This window comes from Gemmiger sp. An194, from assembly GCF_002160145.1.
Lineage (GTDB): Bacteria > Bacillota > Clostridia > Oscillospirales > Ruminococcaceae > Allofournierella.
This window is the reverse complement of record NZ_NFKA01000009.1, coordinates 81,405-106,473: the sequence shown is the minus strand read 5'-3', so window position 1 is coordinate 106,473 and position 25,069 is coordinate 81,405. Positions and strand designations below refer to the sequence as shown.

The 25,069-nt window shown below is 59.9% G+C and carries 19 protein-coding genes and 1 tRNA gene; 14 read left to right on the top strand and 6 right to left on the bottom strand.

What is annotated here, in order from left to right:
- Positions 1-211: 211 nt before the first annotated feature.
- Positions 212-288, bottom strand: a tRNA-Arg gene (locus tag B5F28_RS07690).
- Between the two features lie 709 nt (positions 289-997).
- On the opposite strand from B5F28_RS07690, the gene B5F28_RS07685 reads away from it, so the two are divergent.
- The 8 genes from B5F28_RS07685 (at position 998) to B5F28_RS07655 (ending at position 11,578) form a co-directional block, all read left to right on the top strand.
- Positions 998-1,915, top strand: coding sequence for an ABC transporter permease (locus B5F28_RS07685; RefSeq protein ID WP_087294940.1), 918 nt, complete (start codon positions 998-1,000; stop codon positions 1,913-1,915).
- Between the two features lie 21 nt (positions 1,916-1,936).
- Positions 1,937-2,983, top strand: a complete 1,047-nt coding sequence (locus B5F28_RS07680) for an ABC transporter permease (RefSeq protein ID WP_087294976.1) — start codon at positions 1,937-1,939, stop codon at positions 2,981-2,983.
- A gap of 18 nt (positions 2,984-3,001) precedes the next feature.
- Positions 3,002-4,006: an ABC transporter ATP-binding protein gene (locus B5F28_RS07675; RefSeq protein ID WP_087294938.1), complete on the top strand. Its 1,005-nt coding sequence runs from the start codon at positions 3,002-3,004 to the stop codon at positions 4,004-4,006.
- On the top strand, positions 4,003-5,016 hold the full coding sequence (locus B5F28_RS07670; protein ID WP_087294935.1) for an ABC transporter ATP-binding protein: 1,014 nt from the start codon (positions 4,003-4,005) through the stop codon (positions 5,014-5,016). Before B5F28_RS07675 ends, B5F28_RS07670 begins: the two co-directional genes overlap by 4 nt.
- Before the next feature lie 342 nt (positions 5,017-5,358).
- Positions 5,359-7,032 carry a peptide ABC transporter substrate-binding protein gene (locus tag B5F28_RS07665; protein WP_087294933.1) on the top strand — a complete coding sequence of 558 codons (1,674 nt, stop codon included), beginning with the start codon at positions 5,359-5,361 and terminating at the stop codon, positions 7,030-7,032.
- A gap of 443 nt (positions 7,033-7,475) precedes the next feature.
- Positions 7,476-9,317: a peptide ABC transporter substrate-binding protein gene (locus B5F28_RS07660; protein WP_087294931.1), complete on the top strand. Its 1,842-nt coding sequence runs from the start codon at positions 7,476-7,478 to the stop codon at positions 9,315-9,317.
- A gap of 127 nt (positions 9,318-9,444) precedes the next feature.
- Positions 9,445-9,711: a hypothetical protein gene (locus B5F28_RS14450; RefSeq protein ID WP_143424711.1), complete on the top strand. Its 267-nt coding sequence runs from the start codon at positions 9,445-9,447 to the stop codon at positions 9,709-9,711.
- Positions 9,712-9,727: 16 nt separating this feature from the next.
- Positions 9,728-11,578 (top strand): peptide ABC transporter substrate-binding protein, encoded by a 1,851-nt coding sequence (locus B5F28_RS07655; protein WP_087294929.1) that lies wholly within the window; start codon positions 9,728-9,730, stop codon positions 11,576-11,578.
- Positions 11,579-11,653: 75 nt separating this feature from the next.
- Here B5F28_RS07655 and B5F28_RS07650 read toward each other — a convergent pair whose 3' ends face one another.
- The 3 genes from B5F28_RS07650 to B5F28_RS07640 all read right to left on the bottom strand — a co-directional run bounded on the left by B5F28_RS07650 (position 11,654) and on the right by B5F28_RS07640 (position 15,429).
- The gene (locus tag B5F28_RS07650; RefSeq protein ID WP_087294927.1) at positions 11,654-12,670 is read right to left on the bottom strand and encodes a DUF4179 domain-containing protein; all 1,017 of its coding nucleotides are present in this window, start codon (positions 12,668-12,670) and stop codon (positions 11,654-11,656) included.
- Complete coding sequence (locus B5F28_RS07645) at positions 12,667-13,143, bottom strand: RNA polymerase sigma factor (RefSeq protein WP_087294925.1); 477 nt, start codon at positions 13,141-13,143, stop codon at positions 12,667-12,669. Before B5F28_RS07645 ends, B5F28_RS07650 begins: the two co-directional genes overlap by 4 nt.
- 141 nt (positions 13,144-13,284) lie before the next feature.
- A complete protein-coding gene (locus B5F28_RS07640; RefSeq protein ID WP_087294923.1) occupies positions 13,285-15,429 on the bottom strand; it encodes an N-acetylmuramoyl-L-alanine amidase in 2,145 nt (714 codons plus the stop codon).
- 175 nt (positions 15,430-15,604) lie between these two features.
- Between B5F28_RS07640 and B5F28_RS07635 the strand changes: the two genes are divergently transcribed.
- From B5F28_RS07635 to B5F28_RS07625, 3 genes are read left to right on the top strand one after another with little or no spacing between them, the layout of a single operon-like run.
- Positions 15,605-16,429: an MYG1 family protein gene (locus tag B5F28_RS07635; protein ID WP_087294974.1), complete on the top strand. Its 825-nt coding sequence runs from the start codon at positions 15,605-15,607 to the stop codon at positions 16,427-16,429.
- Positions 16,430-16,456: 27 nt separating this feature from the next.
- On the top strand, positions 16,457-17,368 hold the full coding sequence (locus B5F28_RS07630) for a GNAT family N-acetyltransferase (protein WP_087294921.1): 912 nt from the start codon (positions 16,457-16,459) through the stop codon (positions 17,366-17,368).
- Between the two features lie 5 nt (positions 17,369-17,373).
- Complete coding sequence (locus B5F28_RS07625) at positions 17,374-17,604, top strand: DUF1653 domain-containing protein (protein ID WP_087294919.1); 231 nt, start codon at positions 17,374-17,376, stop codon at positions 17,602-17,604.
- A gap of 53 nt (positions 17,605-17,657) precedes the next feature.
- Here the strand turns inward: B5F28_RS07625 and B5F28_RS07620 are convergent, their stop codons facing one another.
- Positions 17,658-18,359: an ATP-binding protein gene (locus B5F28_RS07620; RefSeq protein ID WP_087294917.1), complete on the bottom strand. Its 702-nt coding sequence runs from the start codon at positions 18,357-18,359 to the stop codon at positions 17,658-17,660.
- A 316-nt stretch (positions 18,360-18,675) separates the two neighbouring features.
- Here B5F28_RS07620 and cysK point away from each other — a divergent pair, with 316 nt between their 5' ends.
- Positions 18,676-19,614: a cysteine synthase A gene (gene cysK, locus B5F28_RS07615; RefSeq protein ID WP_087294915.1), complete on the top strand. Its 939-nt coding sequence runs from the start codon at positions 18,676-18,678 to the stop codon at positions 19,612-19,614.
- Positions 19,615-19,757: 143 nt separating this feature from the next.
- Here cysK and B5F28_RS07610 read toward each other — a convergent pair whose 3' ends face one another.
- On the bottom strand, positions 19,758-21,860 hold the full coding sequence (locus tag B5F28_RS07610; protein WP_087294913.1) for a sodium-translocating pyrophosphatase: 2,103 nt from the start codon (positions 21,858-21,860) through the stop codon (positions 19,758-19,760).
- 330 nt (positions 21,861-22,190) lie between these two features.
- Between B5F28_RS07610 and B5F28_RS07605 the strand changes: the two genes are divergently transcribed.
- Both B5F28_RS07605 and ptsP read left to right on the top strand, forming a co-directional pair.
- Positions 22,191-23,354 (top strand): patatin-like phospholipase family protein, encoded by a 1,164-nt coding sequence (locus B5F28_RS07605; protein WP_087294911.1) that lies wholly within the window; start codon positions 22,191-22,193, stop codon positions 23,352-23,354.
- A complete protein-coding gene (ptsP, locus tag B5F28_RS07600) occupies positions 23,351-24,979 on the top strand; it encodes a phosphoenolpyruvate--protein phosphotransferase (RefSeq protein WP_087294909.1) in 1,629 nt (542 codons plus the stop codon). Before B5F28_RS07605 ends, ptsP begins: the two co-directional genes overlap by 4 nt.
- Positions 24,980-25,069 lie beyond the last annotated feature (90 nt).

The window sequence follows — 25,069 nt, the reverse complement described above, 5'->3', positions numbered from 1 at the left end:
AGGTTCTGATGGTGCGCTGGAAGGGATTTAGCAGGGCTTTCCCCGTAGGGAAACCCCTGCGGCGCTTGAAGCGTAGCTTCTGCGCGCAGCCCGGCTAAAAACCTGCCACCGGCAGGTTTTCTTCACGCCGTGCACCCTTTCGGGTTCGAATCCCCGGAAAGCTTGGTGAAAAACAAAAGAACCTGCAAGCCTTTCGACTTACAGGTTCTGATGGTGCGCTGGAAGGGATTCGAACCCCTGACCTTCTGATTCGTAGTCAGACACTCTATCCAACTGAGCTACCAGCGCATCTCGTTTGCAACCGTCTTGTGCGGTGCAAGAAATATATTATCAGATAACCTTCCGATTGTCAACGCTTTTTTTGAAATTTTTTAAATTTTTTTGGAGGCTCTGATTTGCCCCTTTTTTACCCCCTTATCTCACGAAGTTTCCGGCGTATTCCCAAGGTGGTGAGGCTGCGCTGTACGGAATTGGATGATTCCCCTTTTTTGCGGGGGCTTGCTGCGGCAGATGCCCATAAAGGATGTGAAATTCGGGTTTTCACCTTTTTTTCACATTTTTTTCGGCTTGCCCCGGAAAGAAGTGTTGTCAGTAAGCAAACAGCTCCGATTTTGTGCAGAATGAAAAAATATGTATTTCATGCGCATACAAATTCTGCGCTTATGCTACTATAATAAAGACAAAAAGATATACAGTGGCTGGGAAAATGGCCTTGCAATGGGAAAAGAAGGCTCGTTTTTCAAAGAAATACAGCGTAAATTTGAAAAAGAGCGTTGACAAATTTAGCGGAATAAAGTAGTATATATTTTGTATCTGTGTACGCGCAGTTCCAAATGCCATCGAACAAACAGCACGGCGTTCTCAGCAAACGCACAGTGAAAAAGCTGTGTGCCGGGGGCGCTTGTTTTTGAGAGACGGTCAGTTCTGCGCGTATTTTGATTCGAGCGTTTACCCGCAGCACGCGGGCAAAGGTTAAAGATGATAAGGAGTGAAAGAGATGGTAAAATACGCCATCAAGCGCATCGCCATGGGTCTTCTGAGCCTGTTCATCGTGGCGACCCTCACCTTTTTCCTCATGCAGGCCGTTCCCGGCGGTCCCTTCATGTCGGAAAAAGCCATCAGCGCACAGGCTATGGCCGCGCTGGAAGCAAAATACGGCCTGGATCAGCCGGTCCTGGTGCAGTACAAGAACTACCTGGTCAACGCCCTGCATGGTGACTTCGGTCCCAGCCTGAAGCAGCGCGGCCGTGACGTGAGCGACATCATCGCCACCAAGTTCCCGGTTTCCGCCAGCCTGGGCGGCACCGCTGTGGTGGTTGCTCTGGTCGTGGGTATCCCCATGGGCTGTCTGGCTGCTTATCACCGCGGCAAGTGGGCCGATAACCTGATCATTTTCTTTGCCACCTGCGGCATCGCGGTACCCAGCTTCGTTACCAGCTCGGTGCTGATCTATACATTTGGTTCAAAGCTTCAGCTATTGCCAACCATCGGCCTGGATTCGCCGGCATCTTATATCATGCCGGTGACCGCTCTGGCCTTCTATCCCACCGCTTACATTGCCCGTCTGATGCGTTCCAGCCTGCTGGATGTTATGGGTCAGGATTACATGCGTACCGCCCGTGCCAAGGGTGTGTCCGGCTTCAAGACCCTGTTCAAGCATGCCCTGCGTAACGCCATCCTGCCGGTTGTTACCTATGTTGGTCCCATGCTGGCCGGTCTGCTGGTTGGTTCCTTCGTTGTGGAAAAGATCTTCACCATCCCCGGTCTGGGCCGTGAGTTCGTTTCCGCCATCACCAACCGTGACTACATGATGATCATGGGCACCACCATCTTCCTGGCGGCTCTGGTTATCGCCATCAACGTGGTTGTCGATATCCTGTACAAGATCATCGACCCGCGCATCAAGCTGAAGTAAGGAGGATACAGAAAAATGGATATGCAAAAGAATCCTTTGAGCTTTCAGCTGGACCTGAAGCCGGAAGATTTTCTGCCCGCCTCCAAGGATGAGCAGGAAAGCCTGGTGGTCATGCGCGAAAGCGTGAGCTTCTGGAAGGACGGCCTGCGCCGTTTCCGCAAAAACAAGATCGCCATGGTCAGCCTGGTGGTCATCCTTATCATCATGTTCTTCGCCTTCATCGTGCCCATGTTCTACCCCTACAGCTATGAGCAGCAGGTACGCGGCAGCGAGAACCTGGCTCCCATGGAGTATTCCGCCCAGGAGCTGGAGCGCATCGCCGCCGGTGAGAGCGTGTTCCCCCACATTGCAGGTACCGATAAGCTGGGCCGTGACTACGCCATCCGTCTGATGATCGGCGCCCGGATCAGTCTGCTGGTCGGTATCGTGGCCAGCGCCATGATTCTGGTTATCGGTTCCATCTACGGCTCCATCTCCGCCTTCTTCGGCGGCTGGGTGGATATGATCATGATGCGTATCACCGATATCATCTACACCATCCCCGATATTCTGCTGATTATTCTGCTGGGCTTTGCCTTGAAGGCCCCGCTGGAGACTCTGGCCAATGCCCCCGGCTTCGGCTGGCTGCAGACCCTGGGCCCCAACCTGGTAAGTATCTTCATCGTGTTCGCCCTGCTGTACTGGGTCAGCATGGCCCGTATCGTGCGCAGCCAGATCCTGACCCTGAAGGAGGCGGAGTATGTCACCGCCGCCCGGGCCCTGGGTGCCTCCAACGGCCGCATCATCAAAAAGCACCTGCTCACCAACTGCATCGGTACCCTGATCGTTACCACCACTCTGCAGATCCCCTCGTCCATCTTCACCGAGAGCTTCATGAGCTTCCTGGGCATGGGCGTTGCGGTTCCCCTGCCCAGCCTGGGCAGCCTGGCTACTGATGCGCTGAAGGGCATGAACACCTATCCTCACCTGCTGTTCCTGCCTGCTGCAATCATCAGCATCATCATCCTGAGCTTCAACCTGCTGGGCGACGGCCTGCGTGACGCCTTCGACCCGAAGCTGAAAAACTAACGAAAGGAGAAGCGAACCATGAGTGATCTTTTGCTTGATATCAAAAACGAACGCCTCTCCTTCTTCACCCCCGCGGGCGAGGTGAAGGCACTGAACAACGTGTCTTTCTCCATGAAGCAGGGCGAGGTTCTGGGCATCGTGGGCGAGTCCGGCTCCGGTAAGTCCGTAACCGCCTACTCCCTGATGGGCCTGACCGCTTACCCCGGAAAGCTGATCGGCGGTGAGCTGCGTTTCAATGGCCACGAAGTGGAGAAGATGACCGAGAAGGAATTCCGCAAAATGCGCGGTGAGGAGATCTCCATCATCTTCCAGGACCCCATGACCAGCCTGAACCCGGTGTACACCATCGGCAACCAGATCGTGGAAATGGTGCGTCTGCACACCAACAAGGATAAGAAGGAAGCCTATGCCCGCGCCAAGGAACTGCTGGAGCTGGTAGGCATCAACGAGCCCGAGCGCCGTTTGAAGCAGTACCCGCACGAGCTGTCCGGCGGTATGCGTCAGCGCGTGATGATCGCCATCGCCCTGGCCTGTGAGCCCAAGCTGCTCATCGCCGACGAGCCCACCACCGCTCTGGACGTGACCATCCAGGCCCAGATTCTGGAGCTGATGATGGAGCTGCGCAAAAAGCTGGGCATGAGCATCATCATGATCACCCACGACCTGGGTGTTGTGGCCAGCATGTGCGAGAAGATCGCTGTTATGTACGCCGGTAAGATCGTTGAGTACGGCACCACCGACGAGATCTTCTACAACCCCAAGCACGAATACACCAAGGGCCTGATCAACTCCATCCCCAAGCTGAACCAGAAGGAGAAGGAGCGTCTGGTGCCCATCGAAGGCAGCCCCGTGGACCTGCTGAATCCTCCTGCCGGCTGCCCCTTTGCGCCCCGCTGCAAGAGCTGCATGAAGATCTGCCTGCGTCAGATGCCCCCGCGCACTGACCTGAGCGATACCCATTACACCCAGTGCTGGCTGCTGCAGAAGGCCGAGTTTGAAGGCAAAGGAGGAAAAGCTGAATGAGCGAGCAGAAAAAACTGGTTGAGGTCCAGCACCTCCAGCAGTACTTCAACGCAGGCGGCTTCGGCAAGAACCGCCGCTACGTCCAGGCTGTGGACGACGTGAGCTTTTTCATCAACAAGGGCGAGACCCTGGGTCTGGTAGGTGAGTCCGGCTGCGGCAAGACCACCACCGGCCGTACCCTGCTGCGCCTGTACGAGCCCACCGACGGCCGTATCATCTACGACGGCAACGTGATCTACGATTCCGGCAAGCTGCCTGATTCCGAGAAGAAGATCGCGGTGGACATGCTGCCCTACCGCCGCAAGATGCAGATCGTGTTCCAGGACCCCTATGCTTCTCTGGACCCCCGTATGACCATCGGCGACATTGTGGGCGAGGCCATCGACATCCACAAGCTGGCCGCGAATGACAAGGATCGCCACGACCGCATCATCAGCATGCTGCAGCGCGTGGGTCTGAACTCTGAGCACGCCAACCGCTATCCTCACGAGTTCTCCGGCGGTCAGCGTCAGCGCGTGGGCATTGCCCGTGCCCTGGCGGTAAACCCCGAGTTCATCGTGTGTGACGAGCCTGTTTCCGCTCTGGACGTATCCATCCAGGCGCAGGTAGTCAACATGTTTGAGGACCTGCAGAGCGAGATGGGCCTGACCTATCTGTTCATTGCCCACGATCTGAGCATCGTGAAGCACATCTCCAACCGCATCGGCGTTATGTACCTGGGCAAGCTGGTGGAGCTGGCCGACAGCTATGAGCTGACCTTCCACAGCGTGCATCCCTACACCCGCAGCCTGATCTCTGCCATTCCCATCGCGGACCCCAAGGCCGCCCGGGAATCCAAGCGTATCGTGCTGGAGGGCGATGTACCCAGCCCGCTGAATCCCCCTTCCGGCTGCCGCTTCCGCACCCGCTGCCCCTATGCAGACGAGCAGTGCGCCTGCGAGGTGCCCGAGTTCAAGGAGGTCTCCTCCGGCCACTGGGCTGCCTGCCACCACCTGGATCGGGTGAAATAAGTGCATTTGAAGAATCCTCACCGCATTGCGGTGGGGATTCTTTTTTCTGCGCCCGAAAAAGTTACAAACAGTTTTGCGAAATCTAAAGATTTTTGTCCAAATGCGGGGAATCTGTCGTACAATTGCTGCAAAAAGATGTGATAGACCCATGAAAAATTCATGAAAAAAGACAAAATTCTTACAAAGGCAAAATTGTACTTGCGCTTTTTTGGGCTAAAGTGCTACAATGTTAGCAAGCCAATCGCAGCGGACACAATTGTTCGCAGTGAAAAAACACTTCGCTCCGGTCCTTGTGGGGCCAGGGCGGAAAAGGGTAAAACCAAATTCAGGAGGAAAGCAACCATGAAAAAGATGTTAGCTCTCGTGCTGGCTGCCGTGATGGCCTTCAGCATGGCTGCCTGCGGCGGCGGCTCCGGCTCCACTGCAACCAGTGGCGCTACCAGTACCGACTCCACCGCGGCCAGCGGCTCTGCCACTGCCGCTACCGGCGTTACCGTTCAGATCGGCCCCAACCCCGAATCCATCGACCCGGCGCTGAACAGCGCCATCGACGGCGCCAACATTCTGATCACCGCCTTCGAGGGCCTGCTGATCGTGGACGAGAACAACCAGATTCAGCCCGGCCAGGCCGAGAGCTACGAGGTCAGCGAGGATGGCCTCACCTGGACCTTCCACCTGCGTGAAGGCCTGAAGTGGTCCGACGGCACCGATCTGGACGCCAACGACTTCGTTTATACTTACAAGCGCGTTGCTGATCCCAACACCGCTGCTCCCTACTCCGCCACTGCTGTGGGCATGATCGCCGGCTATGATGAAGCCATGAACGGTGATCCCGATGCCCTGCAGGTGGAAGCTCCCGACGCTCAGACCTTCGTGGTACACCTGAGCTACCCCTGCACCTACTTCGATAAGCTGGCTGCCTTCGCTACCTTGAGCCCCGTGCAGCAGGAAACCATCGAAGCCAACGGCGATGCCTGGGCCACCGCTCCCGAGACCTATGTCTCCAATGGCCCCTACTACATGACCGAGTGGACCGTTGGTCAGCAGATCGTGTTCAGCAAGAACCCCTACTACAAGGGCGGCTGGGATACCAGCAAGATCGTTTCTGAGACCATCACCTTCCTGCTGATGGAGGATTCCACTGCTGCTTACACCGCTTACACCACCGGCCAGGCCCAGCTGATCAAGGACGTTCCCACCGAGGAAATCCCCAGCCTGACCAAAGCCGAGGATGGCGGCGACTTCTATGTTGATCCCATCATGGGCACCTACTACCTGAGCATGAACGATCAGGTCGAGCCCTTCAACGATGTGAATGTACGTAAGGCTCTGAGCCTGGCCATCGACCGTGAGTACGTGGCCAACACCTTGATGCAGGGTACTTACTCTCCCGCCTACAAGCTGACCGGCCCTGGCATCACCGATGCGGACGGCAGCGTTTACATGGACAATTCCGATTACGACGTGATCCCCACCGATTACGAGGAAGCCAAGAAGCAGGCCCAGGAGGCTCTGGCTGAGGCTGGTTACCCCAATGGCGAAGGCTTCCCCACCATCACCTACTCCACCAACGATTCCGGCTACCACAAGGCTGTGGCGGAATACCTGCAGCAGTGCTACAAGGAAGTTCTGGGCATCAACCTGGAGGTTGAGGTCGTAGAATGGTCCTCCTTCACCCCGCTGCGCCGCGCTGGCGATTACCAGATGGCCCGTAACGGCTGGGTATTCGACTACAACGATCCCTCCAGCATGCTGGAGCTGTTCATGACCGGCAACGGCAACAACGATGGTAAGTACTCCAACCCCGAATACGATGCAATGATGGACAACACCAAGATCGCTGATAAGGACGAGCGCTTTGCCAACCTGCACGCCGCAGAAGAGATCGCCATGGAAGATTACGCCATGATCCCCCTGGCCTTCTACAATGACTTCTGGCTGCAGAGCTCTTCCCTGAAGGGCAGCTGGCACAGCCCCTACGGCTACTGGTACCTGCAGTACGCTTACGTTGAGTAAGACTGTATGAGCCTCGGCTCTTCCAGAGAGCAAAGTTTCTCTGTTCAACACACAGAAGAGAAGGACCCCGGAAATATCCGGGGTCTTTTTCTGTTGTTTGGCTTGATTGACTCCTTTGTCCAAAAGGACAAAGGATTGTGGAAGATGCATAAATCAGAACGCGTTCCAAAACAAGAGAAATACAGTTTGACGAAGGAAAGAAACAAAAGGGTTACAAACTGCACATACCCATTGCACTTTTTTTGGGTAAAGTGCTACAATCCGAATAAACACCCAATAAATTTGAATATTTATTCAAATCGATCAGGGGGAAACGGCCGCTGCCCGCATCTGGAATCTGCGGGAAAAGGGCGGCTTTGCAGCCGGGAACGTGGGCTTACCGCGGAGCACGCCGACCGGCCGCAGGAGAAACTTTGCAAACTGCTTGAGGAGGAACACCAACCATGAAAAAAGCTTTGTCTCTGGTGCTGGCTGCCGTGATGGCATTCAGCCTGGTGGCTTGCGGCGGCAGCAGCTCTTCCACTGCCAGCGCCGGCAGCACCGGCTCCGCTTCCGGAAGCGCCACCGCCAGCAATGTGACCGTACAGATCGGACCCAACCCCGAATCCATCGACCCGGCGCTGAACAGCACCATCGATGGCGGCAACATACTGATCACTGCCTTTGAGGGCCTGCTGATCGTGGACGAGAACAATCAGGTCCAGCCCGGCCAGGCCGAGAGCTGGGAGGTCAGCGAGGACGGTCTGACCTGGACCTTCCACCTGCGCGAGGGCCTGAAGTGGTCCGACGGCACCGATCTGGATGCCACCGACTTTGTGTATACTTATAAGCGCGTTGCCGATCCCGACACCGCTGCTCCCTACTCCCAGACCGCTGTGGGCATGATCGCCGGTTACGACGAGGCCATGGCTGGCAACCCGGATGCCCTGCAGGTGGAAGCCCCCGATGCCAACACCTTCATCGTGCACCTGAGCTACCCCTGCACCTACTTCGATAAGCTGGCTGCTTTCGCCACCCTGAGCCCCGTGCAGCAGGAGACCATTGAGGCCAACGGCGATGCCTGGGCCACCGCTCCCGAGACCTATGTGTCCAATGGTCCCTACTACATGACCGAGTGGACCGTTGGTCAGCAGATCGTGTTCAGCAAGAACCCCTATTATAAGGGCGGCTGGGACAGCGATAAGATCGTTACCGACACCATCACCTTCCTGCTGATGGAGGACTCCACCGCTGCCTACACCGCTTACACCACCGGCCAGGCCCAGCTGATCAAGGATGTTCCCACCGAGGAGATCCCCAGCCTGACCAAGGCCGAGGATGGCGGCGAGTTCTATGTGGACCCGGTCATGGGCACCTACTACCTGACCATGAACGACTCCATCGAGCCCTTCAACGATGTGAATGTGCGTAAGGCTCTGAGCCTGGCCATCGACCGTGATTACATCGCCAACACCCTGATGCAGGGCACCTACTCCCCCGCTTATAAGCTGACCGGCCCCGGCATCACCGATGCGGACGGCAGCGCCTACATGGACAAGTCCAGCGGCGAGTGGATTCCCGAGGATTACGAGACTGCCAAGACCATGGCCCAGGAGGCTCTGGCTGAGGCCGGTTACCCGAATGGCGAGGGCTTCCCCACCATCACCTACTCCACCAACGATGCCGGTTACCACAAGGCTGTGGCCGAGTACCTGCAGCAGTGCTACAAGGAAGTTCTGGGCATCGACCTGCAGATTGAGATCGTGGAATGGTCTTCCTTCACCCCGATGCGCCGCGCCGGTGACTACGAGATGGCCCGTAACGGCTGGTCCTTCGACTACAATGATCCTTCCAGCATGCTGGAGCTGTTCATGACCGGCAACGCCAACAACGACGGCCAGTACTCCAACCCTGAGTTTGATCAGATGATGGAGAACACCAAGATCGCCGACAAGGAGCAGCGTTTTGCCAACCTGCATGCCGCTGAGGAGATCGTGATGGAGGATTACTCCATGATCCCCGTGGCCTACTACAACGACTTCTGGCTGCAGAGCCCCGACCTGCAGGGCACCTGGCACAGCCCCTACGGCTACTGGTACCTGCAGTATGCCTACATCGGTGAGCCTGCTGAGGATACTGCTGCCGAGAGCGAGAGCGTAGCCACCAGCACCGCCGCTGAGAGCACCGCTTCCGAGGCCGCTTCTTCTGAGGCTGCCGAGAGCGTTGCCAGCGAGGCTGCTTCCTCCGAGGCTGCCGAGAGCACTGCCAGCGAAGCCGCTGCCAGTGATTCCGCCAGCGAGGCCTGAAAAACAGAAAGAAAGAAGAGCCCTGCATCTTGCAGGGCTCTTCTTTTATGTAGGGGCGCTGTTGGCAAAAAACAGTATGGCTCTTGTTCAAACAAACAATGAGTTGTGAAAAGTATATAAAAGAGGTGTGAAAAAAGAATCGATTGGTAGAGAACTTTTCCATAAAAGAAAACAAATTTTTTACAATTTTACAAGCGCCATTGAACTTTTTTGGGCTAAAGTGCTACAATGCGTTCAAGACACCTGCTGCGGACTGTTGTATGCAATGAACGGACAAGCGGCGGGGCCGGGGTTTGTATCTGGAACCTGCAAACCCGAAACGGCATGTGTGTTGGCCGGTCTGTTCCCTTCGGGGGGAGCAAAACCGGCACAGAGAAACTTTGCTTATCTGTAAGAGGAGGAACCGCAACATGAAAAAAGTGTTAGCACTGGTGCTGGCCGCTGCCATGGCGTTCAGCATGGTCGCTTGCGGCGGCAACAAGACTGCCACCAGCGGCGCCGCTGAAGGCACTGCCACCGGCAGCAGCAACATCACCGTTCAGCTGGGCCCCAACCCCGAGACTCTGGACCCCGCTCTGAACAGCGCCATCGATGGCGGCAACCTGATCCTGACCACCTTCGAGGGTCTGCTGATCATTGACGAGAACAACGAGGTTCAGCCCGGCCAGGCCGAGAGCTGGGAAGTGAGCGAGGACGGTCTGACCTGGACCTTCCATCTGCGTGAGGGCCTGAAGTGGTCCGACGGCACCGATCTGGATGCCAACGACTTCGTTTACACCTTCAAGCGTGTGGCCGATCCCGCTACCGCTGCTCCCTACTCCGCCACCGTGGTGGGTATGGTTGCCGGCTACGAGGAAGCCATGAACGGCAATCCGGACGCTCTGCAGGTGTCCGCTCCCGATGCCAACACCTTCGTGGTGACCCTGGCTCATCCCTGCACCTACTTCGATAAGATCGCTGCCTTCTCCACCCTGAGCCCTGTGCAGCAGGAGACCATCGAGGCCAACGGCGATGCCTGGGCTACTACTCCTGAGACCTACGTTTCCAACGGTCCCTACTACATGACCGATTGGACTGTGGGCCAGCAGATCGTGCTCACCAAGAACCCCTACTACAACGGCGGCTGGGATTCCAGCAAGATCGTTACCGACACCATCACCTTCCTGCTGATGGAGGACTCCACCGCTGCCTACACCGCGTTCCAGACCGGCCAGGCCTCTCTGGTTCGTGACGTGCCCACCGAGGAGATCCCCAGCCTGACCGGCACGCCTGAGTTCCATGTGGACCCCATCATGGGCACCTCCTACATGAGCATGAACCTGCAGAACGAGCTGTTCCAGGACGTGAACGTGCGTAAGGCTCTGAGCCTGGCTCTGGACCGCGATTACATCGCCAACACCGTGCAGCAGGGTACCTACCTGCCTGCTTACGAGCTGACCGGCCCCGGCATCACCGATGCTGACGGCACCACCTCCTACATGGACAACTCCGGCAAGAACTGGATCCCCACCGATTACGAGGAGTCCAAGAAGCAGGCTCAGGAGGCTCTGGCTGCTGCTGGCTACCCCAATGGCGAGGGCTTCCCCACCATCACCTACACCACCAACGATTCCGGCTACAACAAGGCTGTTGCTGAGTACATGCAGCAGTGCTACAAGGAAGTTCTGGGCATCAACCTGGAGATCGAGATCGTGGAATGGTCTTCCTTCACCCCGCTGCGCCGCTCCGGTGACTACGAGATGGCCCGCAACGGCTGGGTATTCGACTACAACGATCCCTCCAACATCCTGGAGCTGTTCATGACCGAGAACGGCAACAACGATGGTAAGTACTCCAACGCTAAGTACGACGAGCTGATGAACAACACCAACATCGCCGACGTGGAGCAGCGTTTTGCCAACCTGCACGCTGCTGAGGAGCTGCTGATGAGCGAGTACGCGATGATTCCCATCGCCCACAACAGCGACTTCTGGCTGCAGAGCACCGATCTGCAGGGCGTTTGGCACAGCCCCTACGGCTACTGGTACCTGCAGTACGCCTACATCGGCGAGCCCTCTGAGGGCACCGTTGCCGAGAGCGAGAGCGTAGCCGACAGCACCGCCGCTGAGAGCACCGCTTCCGAGGCCGCTTCTTCTGAGGCTGCCGAGAGCGTTGCCAGCGAGGCTTCTTCCTCTGAGGCTGCTTCCTCCGAGGCTGCTGAGAGCGCTGTGAGCGAGGCTGCTTCCTCCGAAGCTGCTGAGAGCGCTTCCACTGCCGCCTGATCAAGGCAAAAAAGCAAATCAAAAGGACCTGCCCAAACGGGCAGGTCCTTTTTTGTGTATCGGGTCTGTATCAAATTACCGGCCGTTCACCGGAATGGTTGCTTCTCCAATGGTGATGCTCTCGATGGTATCCAGCGGGAGGATCTGGTCAAATACGCCGCTGAGCTCGCAGCGGGTGGTGTCTCCCTCCGGCCGGGCGCCGCCGCCAAAGCCGGTCAGGTCGATGCGGCTGCCGTCGGTGAGGGTCAGATAAACCGACTGGGGGGTAAGTGCAGTGGAATTTTTGTCCGGCTGCAGAGCGGTGTCCACTGTGTAGTCGATCCGAAAAGACAAGGGCGAAATGGATATGCTGTTCAGCACCGCGGTTTCTCCGTTTGCGGTGAAGCTCTGGCCGCCCGGCAGCTCCAGCGAGCTGTCCTCGAAGGCAAAAGCGAACCGCAGCTCCCAGCTGCCCTCGGCCAGCATCACCGCGTCCTCGCCGATCCCCTGTTTCAGGTCGGCCAGGTGTACGGTGGCGGTGCCGGGCTCCAGCGGGGCATCGGCGGTGAGTAGCTGAACGAATTGCACCGCATTGTCGGCCGGGTCCTCATCGAAGAACCAGGCGGTACCATGCATGCCGCCCATATGGCCCACATCCGTGTCCCATTCCCCGAAGCGAAGGGCCAGGGCGCCATCCCGGTTGGGGTCCGGGTCCGCTGTGATGGGCTGGCCATCCTCCCGGTAGATGGAATAGACGATGGCGTAGCTGTAGGTATCGCCGATGATGGCGTTGGCCTGCACGGTGACCCCGTCCACAGTGGCGCTGGCATCCAGAGGGTATCCGATCCGGTCGATGATCTCGGTCTGGGCGGGCGCGGTACCAAACACCGCGCCGAAGGCCTGGGCAACGGGCTTCAGCACACCGCTGGCTGCGGCTCCCAGACAGAGAGCGCCGGTGAGAACGGCCGCCGCTCCCAGCGCACAGACCCGCCGCAGCGGGATGGCGTGCCCTCTGGGGGGGCGGGTGGATTGGGTCATCAGGCGGTCGATCATTTCCTGTTTTTGCTGCGGGGAAAACTGCAGCTCGTTCATGGATTCCCGATAAGTCTTCATGCCAGTTCCTCCTGTTCCAGCAGGGTACGCAGCCGAGCCCGGCCCCGGTTCAGCCGGGTGGAGATGGTGGCCGGGTTTTCGCCCAGCAGCCGGGCGATCTCCTTGGCGGCATAGCCCTCGTAATAATACAGATAAATCACTGCCCGGTATTTGGGCGGCAGCAGCTGCACGGCAGCCAGCAGGCTTCCCTCCTCCACCGACGGTGCGGGCACCGGAGCGGCCTCGTCCATGGTCACGGTGGTGCGCCGCCAGTGGCTCTTCAGAAGGTCCTTGCAGGCGTTGGCGGTGGTGCGGATGATCCAGGCCTTTTCGTGCTCCGGGCTGTCAAAGCGCCGGGGATTGGTGAGCAGCTTGAGAAAAACGGTCTGGCAGATGTCCTGGGCATCGGCAGTGCTTTTCAGATAGGTGTAGCTCAGCCGCAGAATCAGATCGGAATAGGTGTTTACCAGCCGCTCTGCCTGGCGGCGGTCCATGGGAGTATTCGTATCGCTCACTTCCTTTGCTGTGGTGTGAAAAAGCGCTTTCACCGGGAATACGACTGAGGGGGCGGTTATCTTTCAGCCGGGCAAAAAAATTCCCGCTGCCTTCGCAGCGGGAATGAAAAAGAAAGCGAATCAGTCGGGAATGCTGTCCAGCACAGCCTGTGCGATGGCACCACCCTCGGCCCAGAGACCTTCCAGGGTGGCGCAGCTTTCGTACTCTGCCGGGTTGCTCACGAAGCCCAGCTCCAGCAGCACCGCGGGGCAGATGTTGGAGCGGGTCACATAGAACGCGGAGTATTTGGGCCCCCGGTCATTGCGGCTGGTGGTCAGGCTCACGTTGGCCGAAAGGGCGGTGGCCAGGGACTTGCCCTCGGTGTAGAACCAGTAGGCTTCGGTGCCGCCCACCTGATTCAGATCGGCGTTCATGGCGGCACTGTTGTGGTGGATGGCAATGAAGAAGTCCGGCTTCTGGCTGTTGAGCATCTCCATCCGCTCAGCCAGGGTGTAGAATACATCGGTATCCCGGGTCATGGTCACGGTTGCCCCCAGCTGCTCCAGCCGGTATTTGGCCGCCAGTGCGGCGGAAAGGTTCAGCTCGCTCTCCTGGGGGAAATCCTCCACCGGGGAGCCGGGTGCGCCCATGTCATCCCCGCCGTGGCCCGGGTCCAGCAGAACGGTCACGCCCGCCAGCGGAAGGGCCGGGTCACTGCTGCGCGTAGGCTGATGCTTCAGGGCGATGCGGGTGCCGCCCTCCGGGGTGTAATCCACAAAATATCCCCACAGCGGGTCGCTGTCCTGGAAGGTGATATGCATGGCAAAGCCGTTTTCCTCCGGCTCCACAGTCACGCTGGCTCCTTCAAAGCCGATGTCCTGAGGAGCCTGGCCGGAGAAGGAGGCAGAATAAAAATGCAGGGTGAATTCGTTGCCCTCCCAGGTGTGGCTGTAATAGGGCGTGCCGCTGCCCGCGAAGGTCAGGGATTCGATGCCGTTCTCCTCGCCGGCGGAAAGCCCGGTGAAGGCGGCCTGAGCGGTCCCCTCCTCTAAAAGCTCACAGTCCGAGGCCTTTATGTAGTTGCCGTCCGGCAGCTGGTAGGCGTAGGTGCGCTTGGTTCCGCTCACAAAGGAGACGCTGTCCACGACTTCTGCCACGGCACCCTCGTAGGCGGTCATGGCAATGGCGCTGGTGTTCTGATAATCGGAAAGGGCGCTGGCCAGGGTGGAGGTCACCCGCAGCAGCTGGCCCGGCTGGGCTGCCACCGATCCGTCGGAAACAATCTGGCTGCTGCCGGAGCCGCCGGACCCGGTGCTGGGCGCGGGCTTGGTCAGGGTGATGGAGGCGGTAGCCTCACCCTGCTGGGCGGTGAACACATTGTCGCCCTCGGTCAGGCTTACCTCCAGCCCCCACATGCCGTAGGAGCCGTAGCGCTGTACCTCCTGGCCGTTCACGGTTAGGGGCTGGCTGGGATCGGAGGTGCCCATCAGAAAGATGGTGTCGGTGTAGACCTTGCTGGCCGGGTCCGGGGAGACGATGGCCAGAGTCTGGCTGAATTGCTGCTGGGCGATGTCGGGCAGACCGTCGCCGGAAAGATACTGCAGGGTCACAGCTGCGCTTTCCTTTCCGTTCACCAGTCCGGCAAGACTGCCCAGCACCACGCCGGTACCCGGCTGCAGCTGGCACACAGCGGCGGCCAGCGCCGGACTTTCCTGGGCCAGGACAAGCTCCGGCTGGTCCGCGGCAGTGTAGCGGGCATCGACGCCCTCGCCGCTCAGGGTGTATAAGGTCAGGCCATAGCGGTCGGCGGCCTCGGTCATCCAGTCCTTCAGGGAGACTCCCTCCGGCTGGTAGAGGGCCACCAGCATATTGCGTTTGGCGGCCTGCTGCATCAGGATCCGGATGGGGTCAAAGGAGGAGAAGAGCCCGTCGGATTCGCTCACCATGGGCGCGGCTTCGGCGGTCTCCAGCTTTCGGGCCAGCACGCCGCCGCCGGGTACGGACCCGGCCACCAGCACGGTGTTGGCACCCTGAGCAGTGGCCTCGTCCAGCGTGCTGGTCAGAAAGGCCTCCTGCTCCTCACGGGTATGGCTTTCGTCAAAATATCCGGCCCAGGCGTCGTCCAGCAGCACCGCCCGGATCTGCTCCGGGGCCGTCATGTGGGGCATGGCCAGGCCGGAAACACCCCGGATCAGCAGAACAATGGCGAAAATCAGCGCCGCCAGCGCGGCGATGGCCAGTAGAATCATCCCCAATGCAAAGGGACGCTTGGTTTTTACGGGCATAGGATGGGTCCCCCTCTCTTGGCTGCCCCGCCCGGCGGGGCTTTGCCCTCATTATAACACGTTTGCAGGGGACTGCACAGGAAAAGCATCTGCCAATTTTTGCGCAGGGGCTTGCGGGGATGTGATATACTGAAAGGGTATAACAACAAGAAGTGTGAGGATGGATTCCATGAGCATGCAAGTACCCAAAAACGGATTTACCCACGGCGGTAAGTTTCACGCCGACGATGTGTTCAGCACCGCGCTGCTGCGCATCCTGCGGCCGGACTTTACCGTGACCCGTGGTTTTTCGGTGCCGGAGAATTTTGACGGCATCGTGTACGACATCGGCAACGGTCCCTTCGACCATCACGCGGCGGACCGGGCTGAGCGCCCCAACGGGATTCCCTATGCGGCCTTCGGCCTGCTGTGGAAGGAGTTCGGCGCCCAGCTGGTGGGAGAAAACCAGGCCCGCCTGCTGGATGAGAATTTTGTGCAGCCGCTGGATCTGAACGACAACACCGGCGAAAGCTGCCTGCTGGCGGATGCCATCGGCGGCTTCAATCCCCTGTGGGACCAGCCCCAGGACCCGGATGCCTGCTTTGCCCGGGCGGTGGATTTTGCCCAGGTGATTCTGGAGAACAACATCGAGGCGGCCCGGGCTGTGAACCGGGCGGATGCACTGGTGCAGAAGGCCTATGAGGAAAGCCGGGACGGCATTGTGATCCTGCCCTGTTACGCCCCCTGGAAGAACGCCCTCTACCGCAGCGATGCGCTGTTTGTGGTGTATCCCAGCCAGCGGGGCGGCTGGTCGGCTCAGTGCGTGAACGACCGGCTCACCAAGCGGCCCAAGAAGCCCTTCCCCATGGGCTGGGCAGGCCAGCCGGAGGAGCATCTGCGCAAGTCCTCGGACATTGCCAGCCTGCGTTTTTGCCACGCCAGCCGGTTTCTGATCACCGCGGAAACCAAAGAGGATGCCATCGCCGCCTGCTATTTTGTGCTGCGGGGCGGCAAAAAGTAACATTGCAACATAAGGGATGAAACAGCCATGGAAGAACGAACTGTAGCGGCTCCCGCCTATGTGTATATGATGCGCTGCGCCAACGGTGCGCTGTACACCGGCTGGACCAACGACCTGCTGCGCCGGTTGCGTGCTCACGCGGGCGGCAAGGGTGCGAAATATACCCGAGGTTTTGGCGGCGAAACACTGGCCTATGCGGAGCTGCTGGAGAGCAAAAGCGCCGCGCTGCGCCGGGAGGTGGCGCTGAAAAAGTGCACAAAAGAGGAAAAAGAAGCGCTGGCCGCCGGATTCGACCCGGCCCGCTTCGTGCTGCTGCGCCCCGCACGCCCGGCAGACGCTGAGGCCGTGCTGGGGATCTACAGCCATTATGTACTGAATTCCACCGCGTCCTTTCTGTACCAGCCGCCCAAGCTGGAGGATTACCGCAAAGAGATGCGTAACCTGTGCCGGAAGCTGCCCTTCTTTCTGGCGGAAAACGCCCTGGGCCAGCCCCTGGGCTATGCCTGCGCCCATCCCTGGCGCTATGGCACCGGCGCCTATGCCTGGGACACTGAGACTACCATCTATCTGGACCCCGAGGCCCGGCGGCTGGGTGTGGGCAGCATGCTGTATCATGCGCTGCTGGCAGCACTGTGCCGCCTGGGCTACTGGAATGCCTATGCGGTGCTGGCGGACCCGAATCCGGCCAGCGAGGCCTTTCATCAGCGGTTCGGCTTTGTGTGTGAGGGGCGGCAGGCCCGCTGCGGTCTGAAAAACGGCTGGCAGGGCGTGAGTTACTGGCTCATGGACCTGGCCCCCGGCCGCACCGACCCGCCCGAAGCGGAGCCCCGTGCGCCGCTGCCCGGGGAGCTGGCGGCTCTGGCTGCCGGGGCCCGGAGAGGGGCTGACTGGCGGGAAATGGCCGGGCTGGTACAGCCTGAGGAAGATAAGGAGCAATGAATTGAATGGAACGTCAGATCACGCCGGGGCGTTACCGGCATTTTAAAGGCAACTTTTATCAGGTGGTGGGCGTTGCCCGCCACAGCGAGACCGAGGAGCAGCTTGTGGTGTACCGGCCGCTGTACGGGGAGGGTGGCCTGTGGGTGCGCCCCTATGAAATGTTTGCAGGCCCGGTGGACCGGGAAAAATACCCGGATGCGGACCAGACCTGGCGCTTTGAGCGGGTCGGAGACTGAGCTCTGCCCGAAAGAAAAAAGCGCAAAAGCCAAAATGGCTTTTGCGCTTTTTGTCAAACCGATTCCTTCAGGATGCGACCGTCCGTGCTGATCACGGCCACCTTCACGTCCAGCGGCTTGCCGCTGGCGGCCACCGCCCGCTGCACGGCGTATTCCATTCCACCACAGCAGGGTACCTCCATGCGCACCACGGTCAGGCTGCGCACGTTGTTGGCGGCCAGAATGGCCCCCAGCTTTTCGGAGTAGTCCACCATGTCCAGCTTTGGGCAGCCGATCAGGGTCACCCGGCCGGCCATGAACCGGCTGTGCAGTCCGGCATAGGCATAGGCGGTGCAGTCGGCGGCGATGAGCAGGTCCGCCCCCTCAAAATAGGGGGCGTTCACCGGGGCCAGCTTGATCTGAACCGGCCACTGACGCAGGCAACTGGAGGGCTCCTGGCCGGGCACAGCGGCGGCGGGCTGGGTGTTCAGTACCCGGCTGCGGCTGCCGGGGCAGCCGGTGTGAGCAGGTGCGCCCTGTTTGGCCTTGTTGGCCAGCACAGCGGCTTCATCGTAGGCAGCGGCTTCCCGCTCCTCAAAAGAGATGGCGCCGGTGGGGCAGGTGGGCAGACAGTCACCCAGGCCGTCGCAGTAGTCGTCCCGAAGCAGGCGGGCCTTGCCGTTTACCATTCCGATGGCCCCTTCGTGGCAGGCAGCAGCGCAGGCACCGCAGCCGTTGCAGGCGGCTTCGTCGATTTTAATGATTCTGCGGATCATAGCAGTGTATCCTCCTTGTATGCCCCGGCGGGGCGGTTTCTCAAACAGCTTCTGGACTCAGTATACCATAGGAATATATGAGGATATGTTTGAAAACCAACAAAACGAAAAAAGATAAGATATCCTATTGACTAGATAGGGAATATGGTGTATGATACCCCTATCCTCATTTTACAGAAAGGCGGCATATGCAATGAAGCAGTTGTGCGTTTGCATGGCGGCCGGGGGCCTGGTGCGATGTTGACCGGGCAGGGTGGAAGCCCCCATCCCCGGATGCAGAAAAATACATCACACAACAGATAAAGGAGAATGAACCATGTCCAAGATCTATACCGCGGCGGACCAGCTGATCGGCCGCACTCCCCTGCTCCGCCTCACCCGCCTGGAACAACAGCTGGGCCTGAACGCTGTGCTGCTGGCAAAGCTGGAATCCTTTAACCCTGCCGGTTCGGTGAAGGACCGGGTGGCCAAGGCCATGCTGGACGATGCCGAGGCCAAGGGACTGATCGGCCCGGGCGGCACCATCATCGAGCCCACCAGCGGCAACACCGGCATCGGCCTTGCTTCGGTGGCCGCGGCCCGGGGCTACCGGGTGATCATCGTCATGCCGGACACCATGTCCGTGGAGCGGCGGCAGCTGATGATGGCCTACGGGGCCGAGCTGGTGCTCACCCCCGGCGCGAAGGGCATGACCGGCGCCATTGAAAAGGCAAAGGAGCTGGCCAGCCAAACTCCCGGCAGCTTTATTCCCGGCCAGTTCGAAAACCCGGCAAACCCGGATGCCCACTACCGCACTACCGGTCCCGAGATCTGGCAGGATACCGACGGCCAGATCGACCTGTTCGTGGCAGGCGTGGGCACCGGCGGTACCATCACCGGTGTGAGCCGCTATCTGAAGGAGCAGAACCCGGCCATCCATGTGGCCGCGGTGGAGCCTGCGGACTCGCCGGTGCTGTCCGGCGGGAAGGCCGGCCCTCACAAGATTCAGGGCATTGGCGCGGGCTTTGTGCCTGCCGCGCTGAACCAGCAGGCCTACGACGAGGTGCTCACCGTGACCACCGAGCAGGCCTTTGAGGCCAGCCGTGCGCTGGGACGGGCCGAAGGCGTGCTGGCAGGCATTTCCTCCGGCGCGGCGCTGGCGGGTGCCGTCCGTCTGGCCCGGCTGCCGGAGAACGCAGGCAAGACCATCGTGACCCTCCTGCCGGACACCGGCGACCGGTATCTGTCCACCGGATTGTTCGCGGCGCAGGAATAAGCATACGAATTTTTCCACAACAAAAAGGGGAGAGCGTTGAAAACGCTCTCCCCTTTTTGGTCCAAATGGCCCGCCACACACAAACGGCCAGGAGGTCTTTTGACGGGCCCTAGGGCAAAAGAGAGAAAATGGGAAGGATAAGCTTACAGCAGGTGTACCGCGATCACCAGACCGGCGAACACGATGGAAACCATGCTGGTGAGCTTGATCAGGATGTTGATGGAGGGGCCGCTGGTGTCCTTGAAGGGATCGCCCACGGTGTCGCCCACCACGGCGGCCTTGTGGCAGTCGCTGCCCTTGCCGCCATGGGCGCCGCTCTCGATGTACTTCTTTGCGTTGTCCCACGCGCCGCCGGAGTTGGCCATCATCACGGCCAGCACAAAGCCGGTAACGGTGGTGCCCGCCAGCAGACCGGCCACGCCTTCCACGCCCAGGATCAGGCCTACAACAACAGGCACGATCACCGCGATCAGGGCGGGGGCCAGCATCAGCTTCTGGGCACTGCGGGTGCACATATCCACGCAGGAGGCATAGTCCGGTTCGGCCTTGCCTTCCATCAGGCCCTTGATCTCCTTGAACTGGCGGCGGACCTCCACCACGATGCTCTGGGCTGCCTTGCCCACTGCGTCCATGGTCAGGGCCGCGAACAGGAAGGGCAGCATGCCGCCGATGAACAGGCCGATCAGGGTGGTGGGATTGGTGATGGACAGATCCAGCACGATGTCCGGATCGATCTGGTGGACCTTGTCAATGTAAGAGGCGATCAGGGCCAGGGCGGTCAGCGCCGCGGAGCCGATGGCAAAGCCTTTGCCGGTGGCGGCGGTGGTGTTGCCCAGGCTGTCCAGCGCGTCGGTGCGCTGGCGCACCTGTGCGGGCATGTGGGTCATCTCGGCAATGCCGCCTGCGTTGTCCGCAATGGGGCCGTAGGCGTCGGTGGCCAGGGTGATGCCCAGGGTGCTCAGCATGCCCACGGCGGAAACACCCACGCCGTACAGGCCCATGTTGAAGTCCTCCGCACCGCCGCTGCAGAAGTAGCTCAGCAGCACCGAAATGCCCACGATCACAACGGGGGCCACGGTGGAGAGCATGCCCAGCGACAGGCCGCTGATGATAACGGTTGCACTGCCGGTTTCACTGGAGGCCGACAGCTTTCTGGTGGGCGAGTAGCTGTCCGAGGTGTAGTACTCGGTGAGCGCGCCGATGATCACACCGGCGGCCAGGCCGCTGATCACCGCGATGAACACGCCGGTGGCGTGCTCGGCAGGCAGCAGCCAGTGGATGGCGAACCAGGCACAGATGGCGATCAACACGCTGCTGATGTAGGTGCCGGTGCGCAGGGCGGCCAGCAGGTTTTTCTGGCTGGCGCCCTCCTGGGTTTTAACGAAGAAGGTGCCCAGAATGGAGCACAGCACGCCCAGCGCGGCCAGCAGCATGGGAACGCCCACGCCCTGCATGTCGAAGCCTGCGGCTACGGCCAGCGCGCTGGTGGAAACGATGGAGCCCACATAGGACTCATACAGGTCGGCACCCATGCCGGCCACGTCACCCACGTTGTCGCCCACGTTGTCGGCGATAACGGCGGGGTTGCGGGGGTCGTCCTCGGGGATTCCCGCCTCCACCTTGCCCACCAGGTCGGCGCCAACGTCCGCCGCCTTGGTGAAGATGCCGCCGCCCACACGGGCAAACAGCGCCATGGAGGAGGCGCCCATGCCGAAGGTGAGCATATTGGAGGTGATGTTCTGGATCAGGATCTCCTGACTGGCCACCGGATCAATGGCAGTGTACCAGAAATGCAGGAAAAAGTACCAGATGCTCAGGTCCAGCAGGCCCAGGCCAACCACCGTGAAGCCCATGACCGAGCCGGCGCTGAAGGCCACCCGCAGGCCCTTGTTCAGGCTATTGGAGGCAGCGTTGGCGGTGCGACAGTTGGCCATGGTGGCGGTGCGCATGCCAATAAAGCCGGACAGGCCGCTGAAAAAGCCGCCGGTCAGGAATGCGAAGGGGGTGAAAAAGCTCAAAAAGCCCAGGAATGCCATGATCAGAAGGATCACGAAGACCACGGCGAAGAAGATGGCCACGCCTTTATACTGACGCTTTAAGTAGGCGGTCGCACCATTGCTCACCGCGGCCGAGATCTTGGCCATCTGGGGTGTGCCCTGCGGCTCTTTTTTGACGCGGGCGAACATGGTCGCCGCGAACAACAAGGCAAGCACAGAGCCTGCTGCAACAAAATACATCGCGCTCATGATCGAATGATCCCTCCTTGTTCCAAAAGCCCGGCAGGCCGGGAGATACAGGGTAAAACCGATTCCCGGAAAAGAAATCCAAATTTCACCGTTGCCTTCATTATAGAACGAAATACCCGGAAAAACAAGAATGATGCACAAAATATTTTTTGCTTTGTAGAATATTTTGTAAAAATAGTTGAAAACGTATTTCCTTTATCACACGAAAGGATTATAATAGACTAAACACAATGGATGATTAGGCGATTCAGCCGTTTTTTCTTGGAAAAAGGTTGCATCCCCCAAAAGTTTTTTGCTACAATTTGATAAAGTGAGAAAGGGCGGGACAGCATGAAGCGAGGGCTTGTACTGGCGGGCGGCGGTGCCCGGGGCAGCTACCAGGTCGGGGTCTACCAGGCACTGACCGAGCTTGCCTGGCGGCCGGATGTGATCACCGGCACCTCGGTGGGCTGTTTGAACGGGGCCATGTTCGCCACCGGGCAGTGGGCCACCGCCCGGGATATGTGGCTGACCATCGATACCCGCCAGGTGATTACAGACCCTCCGGACCCGGATCAGGGAATGCTGAACTTCTGGCAGGAGACGGTGCGCTGCGGCGGACTGGATGTGACCCCGCTGGAGGGGATCGTGGACCGGGTGCTGGATGAGGAGGCCCTGCGAACCTCCCCCATTGAATTCGGGCTGGTCACCGTGAACAAACGGACCCTGCGCCCGCTGGAGCTCACCGCACAGGAGATCCCGCAGGGACAGATGAAGGATTACCTTCTTGCCTCCGCTGCCTGTTTCCCTGCCTTCCGGCCCCGGGCCATTGAGGGCAAGGAGTTCATTGATGGCGGCTATGCCGACAATATGCCGGTGGGCCTGGCGCGCCGCATGGGCGCGGAGGAAGTTGTGGCCGTGGATGTGGACGGCATCGGCGTGATGCGGCGGCTGCCAGCGGATATCCCGGTCATTCTGGTTCGCAGTCACTGGGAGCTGGGCGCGATCCTGACCTTCGATCCCTGCCAGGCCGCACAGAACATTGCCCTGGGCTACAACGATACCTATCGGGCCTTCGGCCGTATCCTGGGCATTGCTTACAGCATCCAGGCCGGGCAGGAACGGGTGCTCACCGAGAACTTTATCCGCCCTTATGCCGAACTGCTGCGCCGGGTCATGGGAGCAAACCCCTCGCTTACCTTTACGGAACAGGCGGCGCTGGGCGGGCTGGAAAAGCTGGCGACCACGGCCGCAGCCCGGGCACTGGCTCCGCTGGAGCGGGCCTGTGAGCTGGCCGGTGTGGCACCGGAGCCGGTCTACACCGCCCGGCAGTTGTTTGACGAATTTTTGCAGCAGGTGGACCCTCAGATCTGCCTGCGGTTTGCGCCCCTGTTTGAAGAGGGGGCGGGTATTTGTATCCGGGAGTCCGCCCAGGCGGCAGCCGCCCCCGGAGAGTTTCTGCAGGCGCTTGTGGCGGCAAGCCTGCACAGATCCCAGGGAGGTGAGGTTCCATGAGAAGATTCACAGGCATCAGCGCATCCAAAGGGCTGGTCATGGGGCCGGTCCACCGGCTGCACCACGGCACTGCCGGCTTGGCGCGTGTGGTCGGTCTTCCGGTGCGTGAGCAGGCCCTGTTCGATGCGGCTGTGATCCTGGCAAAAGAGGAGCTGCGCGTTCTGGAGGAAAAAACCGACGGCACCCAGCAGGCCATTCTCATGTTCCAGCGGATGATGCTGGAAGATGCAGGTCTGCTGACGCAGGTGGCCCAGCGCATCGCGGACGGCGATGGCGCGGCCGCCGCCATGGAATGGGTGGGCAGGCACTATGCCGCCACCCTGGAAAATCTGGACGATGAATACATGAGCCAGCGCTCGGTGGATGTGCTGGATGTCTGCCGCCGGGTGGTGAATATTCTGGACGGCGAGCCCCGCAAGGCTCCCGAGCTGGAGGTCCCCTGCATTCTGGTGGGGGAGCGCATCTTCCCCAGCGACATCATCAGCATCGACCGGGCCAAGATTCTGGGCTTTGCCACCAGCGGCGGCAGTATCCAGAGCCACGCGGCCATTATGGCCCGTACCATGGACATTCCCGCCGTGGTGCAGCTGGGCAATGAGATGCTGGATTACAGCGAGGGGCAGGCCGCCATTCTGGATGCCTATAACGGTGACATGATCGTCAAGCCGGACGCGGACGCGGTGCGCCACGCCCAGCGGCGGATTGTGGGCGAGGGTATGCTGAAAAAGCGGATGGCCTTCCTGAAGGACCAGCCCTGCGTGACCAAGGACGGCACCGCTGTGACCCTGATGGCCAACTGCTCCAGTCCCACCGACATTCGGGCCGCCATGGACGCGGGTGCAGATGGCGTGGGACTGCTGCGCAGCGAGTTCGTTATTACCGGCGATCACATTCCCGGCGAGGACGAGCAATACTATTATTATATGACCTGCCTGGAAGCGGCTGCCGGTCGTCCGGTAATCATCAGCACCTTTGACATCGGGGCGGACAAGCGGGTGGCGGAGCTGGAGGATACCATCAATTATTCCCCGCTGGGGATGAGAGGTGTGCGGCTTCAGCTGAGCCACCCGGAGCTGTTCGTCACCCAGATGCGGGCGCTGCTGCGTACCGCGCTCAAGGGCGATTTGCGAATCATGTTCCCCATGATTACCGGCCCGGCGGACTGGAAGGAAGCCCTGGAGCTGGTGGAGGTGGCCAAGAGCCAGCTGCGCCGGGAAGGCGTGCCCTTCAATGAAAAGGTTCCGCTGGGTGCAATGATCGAGGTGCCCAGCGCTGCCCTGCTGGCCGATGAGATTCTGGCAGACCGCTGCTCCTTCGTGCACATCGGTACCAACGATCTGACCCAGTACACCTACGCGGCCGACCGGCGGGACAGCCGGATGTCCGGCTATTTTACCGGCTGGCCCCACGCGGTGGGCCGCCTGATCGACATGGTGGTGGCGGCCGCCTGGAGCCAGGAGCTGCCGGTTACCATCTGCGGCGTGAGTGCCACTGATCCGGATACTGCCGAGCGATTCATCCGCCAGGGCGTGCGGGGACTGTGCATGGAGGCGCGCAGTCTGATGCAGATCAAGGCTCACCTGCTGGAGCTGGATCTGAATGAGCCACCTCGCTTCCAGCGATAGCACAGATAAAAAATCCCCTGTTCCGCAACCCGCGGCGCAGGGGTTTTTTGCTTGTTTGCGCGAATTTGCGCAAACATGCGCAGGCGACTC

What these genes read in the sequence shown, in the direction of transcription:
- B5F28_RS07630 (WP_087294921.1), top strand. Translation starts at nt 16,457, where the DNA reads ATGGAAGAACGAACTGTAGCGGCTCCCGCCTATGTGTATATGATGCGC.
- B5F28_RS07625 (WP_087294919.1), top strand. Translation starts at nt 17,374, where the DNA reads ATGGAACGTCAGATCACGCCGGGGCGTTACCGGCATTTTAAAGGCAAC.
- B5F28_RS07680 (WP_087294976.1), top strand. Translation starts at nt 1,937, where the DNA reads ATGCAAAAGAATCCTTTGAGCTTTCAGCTGGACCTGAAGCCGGAAGAT.
- B5F28_RS07620 (WP_087294917.1), bottom strand. Translation starts at nt 18,359, where the DNA reads ATGATCCGCAGAATCATTAAAATCGACGAAGCCGCCTGCAACGGCTGC.
- B5F28_RS07660 (WP_087294931.1), top strand. Translation starts at nt 7,476, where the DNA reads ATGAAAAAAGCTTTGTCTCTGGTGCTGGCTGCCGTGATGGCATTCAGC.
- B5F28_RS07685 (WP_087294940.1), top strand. Translation starts at nt 998, where the DNA reads ATGGTAAAATACGCCATCAAGCGCATCGCCATGGGTCTTCTGAGCCTG.
- B5F28_RS07670 (WP_087294935.1), top strand. Translation starts at nt 4,003, where the DNA reads ATGAGCGAGCAGAAAAAACTGGTTGAGGTCCAGCACCTCCAGCAGTAC.
- B5F28_RS07675 (WP_087294938.1), top strand. Translation starts at nt 3,002, where the DNA reads ATGAGTGATCTTTTGCTTGATATCAAAAACGAACGCCTCTCCTTCTTC.
- B5F28_RS07610 (WP_087294913.1), bottom strand. Translation starts at nt 21,860, where the DNA reads ATGAGCGCGATGTATTTTGTTGCAGCAGGCTCTGTGCTTGCCTTGTTG.
- cysK (WP_087294915.1), top strand. Translation starts at nt 18,676, where the DNA reads ATGTCCAAGATCTATACCGCGGCGGACCAGCTGATCGGCCGCACTCCC.
- B5F28_RS07635 (WP_087294974.1), top strand. Translation starts at nt 15,605, where the DNA reads ATGCAAGTACCCAAAAACGGATTTACCCACGGCGGTAAGTTTCACGCC.
- ptsP (WP_087294909.1), top strand. Translation starts at nt 23,351, where the DNA reads ATGAGAAGATTCACAGGCATCAGCGCATCCAAAGGGCTGGTCATGGGG.
- B5F28_RS07645 (WP_087294925.1), bottom strand. Translation starts at nt 13,143, where the DNA reads ATGGACCGCCGCCAGGCAGAGCGGCTGGTAAACACCTATTCCGATCTG.
- B5F28_RS07650 (WP_087294927.1), bottom strand. Translation starts at nt 12,670, where the DNA reads ATGAAGACTTATCGGGAATCCATGAACGAGCTGCAGTTTTCCCCGCAG.
- B5F28_RS07605 (WP_087294911.1), top strand. Translation starts at nt 22,191, where the DNA reads ATGAAGCGAGGGCTTGTACTGGCGGGCGGCGGTGCCCGGGGCAGCTAC.
- B5F28_RS07665 (WP_087294933.1), top strand. Translation starts at nt 5,359, where the DNA reads ATGAAAAAGATGTTAGCTCTCGTGCTGGCTGCCGTGATGGCCTTCAGC.
- B5F28_RS07655 (WP_087294929.1), top strand. Translation starts at nt 9,728, where the DNA reads ATGAAAAAAGTGTTAGCACTGGTGCTGGCCGCTGCCATGGCGTTCAGC.
- B5F28_RS07640 (WP_087294923.1), bottom strand. Translation starts at nt 15,429, where the DNA reads ATGCCCGTAAAAACCAAGCGTCCCTTTGCATTGGGGATGATTCTACTG.